Source organism: Corallococcus sp. AB045, from assembly GCF_003668895.1.
GTDB lineage: Bacteria > Myxococcota > Myxococcia > Myxococcales > Myxococcaceae > Corallococcus > Corallococcus coralloides.
In genome coordinates this window covers 1-7369 of record NZ_RAWN01000309.1, presented here as the reverse complement: position 1 = coordinate 7369, position 7369 = coordinate 1, and the positions used below count along the sequence as shown (strand labels likewise).

The following is a 7369-nucleotide window of genomic DNA, read 5'->3' as shown; positions in this document are numbered from 1 at the left end:
CCCGCCCCCCTGTTTTCCACGCCGCCCTCCCGGGCTGGCTGACCCAGCGGGTCAAACACCCTGAGTCGTGTTTGACCCCAATGGGTGCCATGGGTCTATGATGACCTTGCCCCTTTTTGTCATGCCAATGAAAAAGGGCGTGATTGCCGGGGCTTATCCAAATCTCCGGTTTGGCAAGGCCATTGCAAATGTCGGACTCCGGAAAGTCCATGGGAACCCTCGGAGCTCAAGCGCAGGCGCAGGACCCGGTCGCCCGAGGGCGGCTGCTGCTCGTGGACGACGAGGAGAACATCCTCAAGTCCATCCGGCGGGTGCTGCGCCGCGGTGAGTGGGACATCGAGACGGCGACGGACGCCGAAACGGGCCTGCGCACGCTGGAGCGCTTCCAGCCGGAGGTCGTCATCTCCGACTTCCGCATGCCGGGGATGAACGGGGTGGAGTTCCTCACCCAGGTGAAGCTCCAGGCGCCGCGCGCCCAGCGCATCATGCTGACGGGGCAGGCGGATCAGCAGGCCATCGAAGAGGCCATCAACCGCTCGGAAATCTTCCGCTTCATCTCCAAGCCCTGGAACGACAGCCACCTGGTGCTCACGGTGAAGAGCGCCTTCGAGCAGTACGCGCTCCACGCGGAGAACGACCGGCTCTACCGCGTCACCCAGGAGCAGAACGCGGAGCTCAAGCACCTCAACGCGGACCTGGAGGAGCGCGTCGCGCTGCGCACGCGCCTGCTCTCCACGGCCAAGCGCGAGTGGGAGCTGTCCTTCGACTGCATGGAGACGCCGCTCGCGGTGGTGCGCGCGCGGGACTTCGCGGTGCGCCGGGCCAACGTGGCCTACGCGCAGGTGGCCCGCCGCTCCATCGAAGAGGTGCCCTCCGACGTCCCCTGCCACCAGTACCTCTTCGGCCGGGACACGCCGTGCACGGGCTGCCCGCTGCCCTCCGCCATGGAGACGGGCAAGGGCGCGCGCGGGGAAGTGCAGCAGGGCGGGCGCAGCTACGTGGTGGCCGCGTACCCGTTCGCCGGCGACGACCGCGCGGTGTGCACCTACCGCGACGTCACGGAGGAGCAGGCCATGACGCGCCGGCTCATCGAGACGGAGAAGATGGCCGCGGTGGGCCAGCTCGCGGGCGGCGTGGCGCACGAAATCAACAACCCGCTGGGTGGCATCCTCGCCTTCGCGCAGCTGATGTCCCGCGACGCGGGCCGCAGCGAGAGCGACCTGGAGTCGCTGAAGCTGATTGAAGAGAGCGCGCTGCGCTGCAAGCGCATCGTGGAGAGCCTGCTGAAGTTCAGCCGGCACAGCCGCGTGGAGGACCGCCGCCTCTTTGATTTGTCCAAGTGCGTGGAGGACGCCGCGGTGCTCTTCCGCGCGCAGCTCAAGTCCATGCCCAAGGTGGAGCTGAAGCTGGGCCTGAAGGACGGGCTGCCCAAGGTGTACGGCGACCCCGGCACGCTCGCGCAGGTGGTGCTCAACCTGCTGCAGAACGGCCTCCAGGCGCTTCCCAACGCCGACGGGCGCCTGTCCCTGGAGACGGGGCGCGAGGGCGACCGGACCTTCTTCGCGGTGACGGACACCGGCTCGGGCATTGAAGAGCGTCACCTGCCGCGCATCTTCGAGCCGTCCTTCACCACCAAGCCTCCCGGCGAGGGCACCGGCCTGGGGCTGTCCATCGCCTATCGCATCGTCCAGGACCACGGGGGCACCTTCCATGTGGACACCCACGTGGGTCAGGGCTCCCGCTTCACCGTCTACCTGCCTATTCCCCTGCAGCTCGAGAGGTTGCCGTGAACCAAGTCAAGCGCGCCAAGGTCCTCGTTGTGGATGACGACTCCGTCGTCCTCAAGGCCGTCACCCAGATCCTCCAGCGGGAAGGACACCCGGTCGTTGCCATCGACGACGCGGTGGAGGGGCTCGCGGCGGCGAAGGATCCGTCCATCGACGTGGTCGTGCTCGACATCAAGATGCCGCACCTGTCCGGCATGGACCTGCTGCGCGCCATCAAGGCGGACCGCCCGGACGTGGAGGTCATCATGATGACGGCCTTCGCCACCGTGGAGACGGCGGTGGAGGCGGTGAAGGCGGGCGCGTACGACTACCTCACCAAGCCCTTCGAGAACATCGACGAGGTGAGCCTCACGGTGGCCAAGGCCGCCGAGCGCAAGGCGCTGAAGGACCGCACCCGCGCGCTGGAGGAGGCGCTCACCGCGCGCAGCCAGTTCGAGGACCTCATCGGTCAGTCCTCGCAGATGCGCGCCGTGTTCAAGCTGGTGGAGACGGTCAGCCACTCCACCGCCACGGTGCTCATCCAGGGTGAGAGCGGCACGGGCAAGGAGCTCGTCGCTCGCGCCATCCACTACCGCAGCGCGCGCCGCGACAAGCCCTTCGTGGCCGTCAACTGTTCGGCCCTGTCGGAGACGCTGCTGGAAAGCGAGCTCTTCGGCCACGTGAAGGGCAGCTTCACCGGCGCCACCGGCAACAAGAAGGGCCTCTTCGAGGCGGCCGACGGCGGCACCATCTTCCTGGACGAGATTGGCGACGTGCCCCCGGCCACCCAGGTGCGCCTGTTGCGCGTCCTGCAGGAGGGTGAAGTCAAGCGCGTGGGCGCCAACGAGCCCGTGAAGGTGGACGTGCGCGTCATCGCCGCCACGCACGTGGACCTGTCCCGCGCGAAGGAGCAGGGCAAGTTCCGCGAGGACCTCTTCTATCGCCTCAACGTCATCACCATCGACCTGCCGCCCCTGCGCGACCGCCCGGAGGACGTGCCGCTGCTCGCGCACCACTTCCTCAAGGTCTACGCCGCCAAGGCGGACAAGAAGGTCACCGGCATCAGCCCGCGCGCCATGGAGGCGCTCACCTGCAACCGGTGGACGGGCAACGTGCGCGAGCTGGAGAACGTCATCGAGCGCGCGGTGGTGCTGACGGCCAACGACGCCATCGACGTGGAGGACCTGCCGCCCGGCTTCCAGGCCGCGCCCCAGGCCGACTCGGCGGTGGAGGTGTTCAGCCTGGCGCACCTGCCGTACGCCCAGGCCAAGCGCCTGGCCATGCGCGCCTTCGAGCGCCGCTACCTGTCCGCGCTCCTGGAGAAGAACAACCACAACGTGTCCAGCGCGGCGCGCGCGGCCGGCGTGGACCGCTCCAACTTCCGCCGCCTGCTCAAGCAGTACGAGGTCGCCGGCCGCAGCATGAAGCCGCGCTCGCCCAAGGGCCCGGACTCGGACAACGGCCCGGGCGTCCCTGCCCTGGAAGCCGTGTCCTGATGTTCCCTGCGGGAGGACGGCCCGTTCAGCCGTCCTCCCCGGGTTCGCGCTCGCTGCGCCGCGCGGCGAGCTGCTGCTGGATGGTTTCGTAGCGCTCGGACAGCTCCGCCTCGAAGCCGTTGCGCGTCGGGGTGTAGAAGCAGCGGGAGCGCAGCGCTTCGGGCAGGTAGTCCTCCGGGACGTAGTTGCCCTCGAAGTTGTGCGGGTACTTGTATCCGCCGCCGTAGCCCAGCGACTTCATCAGCTTGGTGGGCGCGTTGCGCAGGTGCATGGGCACCGGCAGCGCGCCCTCTTTCGTCACGGCCTCGCGCACGGCCGCGTACGCGGCGATGACGGCGTTCGACTTGGGCGCGAGCGCCAGGTACGTCACGGCCTGGGTGAGGGGCAGGGTGCCCTCTGGCAGGCCCATGAGCTGGAAGGCCCTCAGCGCGTCCACCGCCACGCCCAGCGCGCGCGGGTCCGCGTTGCCCACGTCTTCCGACGCGAAGATGACCATGCGGCGGAAGATGAAGACGGGGTCCTCGCCCGCCTCCAGCATGCGCGTCATCCAGTACAGCGCGGCGTCCACGTCGCTGCCGCGCATGGATTTGATGAACGCGCTGACGACGTTGTAGTGCTCCTCGCCGCCCTTGTCGTAGAGCAGCATCTTCTGCTGGAGCGCTTCTTCCGCCACCTTGCGGTCCACCGCCGTGCGGCCGTACGCCGCCGCGGCCTCCAGCGCGGTGAGGGCCTTGCGAGCATCCCCGCCCGCCGCGTCCGCGATGAACTCCAGCGCCGCGTCGTCCACGGCCACCTTGCCGTTAAGACCCCGAGGGTCCGCGACGGCGTGGCGCATGACGGCGATGAGCTCCTCCTGCTCCAGCCCGCGCAAGGTGATGACGCGGCAGCGCGACAGGAGCGCGGCGTTCACCTCGAACGACGGGTTCTCCGTGGTGGCGCCAATCAGCGTGACGGTGCCCTTCTCCACGTGGGGCAGGAGCGCGTCCTGCTGCGACTTGTTGAAGCGGTGGATTTCGTCGATGAAGAGCAGCGTGCGCTGGCGGTTGAGCTTCCAGCGGTCCTGCGCGCGCGCCACCGTCTCGCGGATGTCCTTCACGCCCGCGAGCACTGCGGACATCGTCTCGAAGGCGGCGCCGGTGGAGCGCGCGACGAGCTGGGCGAGCGTCGTCTTGCCGGTGCCGGGTGGGCCCCAGAGGATGAGGCTGGGCACCTGGTCGCTCTCCAGCGCGCGGCGCAGGAAGCGGCCCTCGCCGGTGAGGTGCTCCTGGCCCAGGTACTCGCTGAGCGAGGTGGGGCGCATGCGCTCGGCGAGCGGCGCCAGGACGGCCTGTTCCTTCTGGCTGGCGTGGTCGAAGAGGTCCATGGGGCCTCCAAACCTAGCGTCCCGGCCGCCCTGTCGCGCACCCTTGTGATGTCCGGGGCTAAGCAGGTGCGTCATTTTCCTGAGGAGGACGGTTGGCCGGCTGGACTAGAACCCGGGGGGCGTGCAGACCCTCGTCATCGTCGCGAAGCGAGACACCCCGCAGGCCGTCGCCCTGGCGGCGGAGATTCAACAGCGCCACCCGAACCTGACGGTGCTGGCGGACCGTGCCCTGGCGCATGCGCTGAACTGGCCGCGCATCGAGGACCGCGAGCTGGCGGCCCGCGCGGACCTGGTGGTGGTGCTGGGCGGTGACGGCACGCTCATCTACGCGGCGCGCCTGTTGGGCGGACGCAATGTGCCCATCATCGGCGTCAACCTGGGCAGCCTGGGCTTCATGACGGAAGTGTCCGTGGAGGAGCTCTTCAGCCGGCTGGACGACGTGCTGGCGGGGAACTTCCACGTGGACTCGCGGATGAAGCTGTCCTGCCGGCTCCTGCGCGGGGGCAAGGTCCTCATCGAGGACGAAATCCTCAACGACGTGGTCATCAACAAGGGCGCGCTCGCGCGCATCGCGGACCACGAGACGTCCATCGACGGGGTGCCCATCACCATCTACAAGTCGGACGGCGTCATCCTGGCCACGCCCACCGGCTCCACGGCGTACTCGCTGTCCGCAGGCGGCCCCATCGTGCACCCGTCGGTGGACTGCACCATCCTGTCGCCCATCTGCTCGCACGCGCTGACCCAGCGGGCCATCGTGGTGCCGGCGGACCGCACCATCCGCGTCACGCTGAAGAGCGAGACGGCGGACACGTACCTCACGCTGGACGGGCAGACGGGCCACTCGCTCCAGGGCGGGGACTGCATTGAGGTGGTGCGCTCGCCCAACCGCGTGGGCCTGGTGCGCAACCCGCGCGTGGCCTTCTTCACCATCCTTCGTCAGAAGCTCCACTGGGGTGAGCGCTGAGGCTTTCGGGCCCGGGGGTGGGGCTCCCCTCGGGGGTAAGCGGTGGGGTAGCGTCCGGCCCGTGACGACGGGTGGGCACACGACGCGTTTCGGCAAGTACGAGCTGCAGGAGCGCCTGGGCGCGGGCGGCATGGCCGTGGTGCACCGCGCGCGCTACACCGTGGCGGAGGGCGTGTCCCGGTCCGTCGTCATCAAGCGCGTGAGGGACCCGTACGCGTTGGATCCCGCCTTCGTGCGGATGTTCCTCAACGAAGCGCGCATCTCCATGGGGCTGTCGCACGGCAACATCGTCCAGGTCTTCGACTTCGGGCAGGAGGCGGGGGAGTACTTCCTCGCCATGGAGTGGGTGGACGGGCAGCCCCTGTCCAAGGTGCTCAAGCGCCTGAAGCTGAAGGGGATGGCGCACCTGCCGGCGCCGCTGGCCGTGCAGCTGATGGTGGAGGTCTGCAAGGGTCTGCACCACGCGCACACGCGCCGCGACGAGGAGGGCCGCCCGCTGGGGCTGGTGCACCGCGACGTGTCTCCGGACAACGTCCTGGTGAGCTACGAGGGCGAGGTGAAGCTCACCGACTTCGGCATCGCGAAGGCGCAGTGGGCCGGGCGGCAGGACACGGACGCGGGCGTGGTGCGCGGCAAGTTCCTCTACCTGTCACCGGAGCAGACGCGAGCGGAGGCGCTGGACGCGCGCTCGGACGTGTACACGGCCGGCGTGGTGCTCTTCGAGCTGCTCACCGGCCGCAGACCCGCGGAAGGGGACCAGGCCTCGGTGATGGAGCGCATCGCCACGGGCGACCTGACGCCCCCTCACGCGCACGTGCCGGACCTGGATCCGTCGCTGGGGGCGCTGGTGTCGCGAGCGCTGGCGCTGAGGCGGGATGACCGCTTCACGAGCGCGGAGGACTTCCAGCGCGCGCTGGCGGAGTGGCTCGCGTACCGGGCGCCGCTGTTCCCCGCGTCCACGCTGCGCCACTTGATGGCCTGGCTGTTCGAGGAGGAGCTGAAGCTCGCGGGCCAGCCGCCGCGGATTCCGGAGTCCTTCCTGCGTCAGGTGGCGGTGTGGACGGGGGAGGGCGGTCCGGCGGGAATGGACGAGCCGGAGCGGGCGTCCGCGGTGCACCGCGCGCACGCCGAGGCGTTCCCGGAGGAGAACGTGCCCGGGGCGCTGGTGGGCGGAAGTCCCGCGGCGGACATGGGCGCGGGCGTGCCCGGCTGGGTCTGGGCGGCCGTCATCGCGGCGGCCGTCATCTTCTTCGTGGGGCGGGCGGTGATGCCCGACATGTCGGAGCCCCGCTCGCGCAAGCTCCAGGTGGTTTCAGTGCCGCCGGGCGCGGAGGTGCGCTGGGACGGCAAGCAGGTCGGCATGACGCCGACGGTGCTGAACGTCGCTTCGGGAGAGGACTCGCACCAGCTGGAGCTGCGGTTCGTGGGGTACCAGCCGTGGGCGACCACCGTGTCGCAGGCCGCCGTGCCGGAGCGTGTGCAGGTGTCCCTGGAGCGGCTGCCGCCGCCGCCTCCTCCGCCGGAGCCGGTGGTGGAGGCACGGGTGCCGGAGCCGCAGAAGGCGGGCGCCCGGAAGGGCGTACCGAGCGTCAACGCCCAGAGCGAATCGCACGAGGCCCTGGATTGGATCGCGGAGTCCCCGGGCGCGGGGGCGGAGTACACGCTGGGCGTGGAGCTGCTCGTGGCGGGCAAGCCAGGGCAGGCCAGTGGGAAGTTCGGGACGTGCCTGCGGCTGCTGGAGACGGCCGCGGAGTGCCATCTGGGGATGGGGCGGGTG

The 7369-nt window shown here is 69.7% G+C and carries 5 protein-coding genes; 4 read left to right on the top strand and 1 reads right to left on the bottom strand.

Annotation, left to right across the window (positions count from 1 at the left end):
- Window positions 1-209 precede the first annotated feature (209 nt).
- Together D7Y21_RS39020 and D7Y21_RS39015 are read left to right on the top strand one after the other, a co-directional pair.
- Complete coding sequence (locus D7Y21_RS39020; RefSeq protein WP_120564172.1) at window positions 210-1790, top strand: ATP-binding protein; 1581 nt, start codon at window positions 210-212, stop codon at window positions 1788-1790.
- Window positions 1787-3262 (top strand): sigma-54 dependent transcriptional regulator, encoded by a 1476-nt coding sequence (locus D7Y21_RS39015; protein WP_120563828.1) that lies wholly within the window; start codon window positions 1787-1789, stop codon window positions 3260-3262. The genes D7Y21_RS39020 and D7Y21_RS39015 overlap by 4 nt, the downstream gene beginning before the upstream one ends.
- A gap of 25 nt (window positions 3263-3287) precedes the next feature.
- Here D7Y21_RS39015 and D7Y21_RS39010 read toward each other — a convergent pair whose 3' ends face one another.
- Window positions 3288-4625 carry a replication-associated recombination protein A gene (locus tag D7Y21_RS39010; protein WP_121718420.1) on the bottom strand — a complete coding sequence of 446 codons (1338 nt, stop codon included), beginning with the start codon at window positions 4623-4625 and terminating at the stop codon, window positions 3288-3290.
- A 121-nt stretch (window positions 4626-4746) separates the two neighbouring features.
- On the opposite strand from D7Y21_RS39010, the gene D7Y21_RS39005 reads away from it, so the two are divergent.
- Window positions 4747-5592, top strand: a complete 846-nt coding sequence (locus D7Y21_RS39005) for an NAD(+)/NADH kinase (protein WP_120563830.1) — start codon at window positions 4747-4749, stop codon at window positions 5590-5592.
- A gap of 61 nt (window positions 5593-5653) precedes the next feature.
- The coding region (locus D7Y21_RS39000) for a serine/threonine-protein kinase (RefSeq protein ID WP_121718419.1) at window positions 5654-7369 on the top strand (1716 nt) is incomplete at its 3' end.

Bases quoted from the DNA above. Each gene is read 5' to 3' on its own strand.
- D7Y21_RS39020 (WP_120564172.1), top strand. From the start codon at position 210: ATGGGAACCCTCGGAGCTCAAGCGCAGGCGCAGGACCCGGTCGCCCGA.
- D7Y21_RS39010 (WP_121718420.1), bottom strand. From the start codon at position 4,625: ATGGACCTCTTCGACCACGCCAGCCAGAAGGAACAGGCCGTCCTGGCG.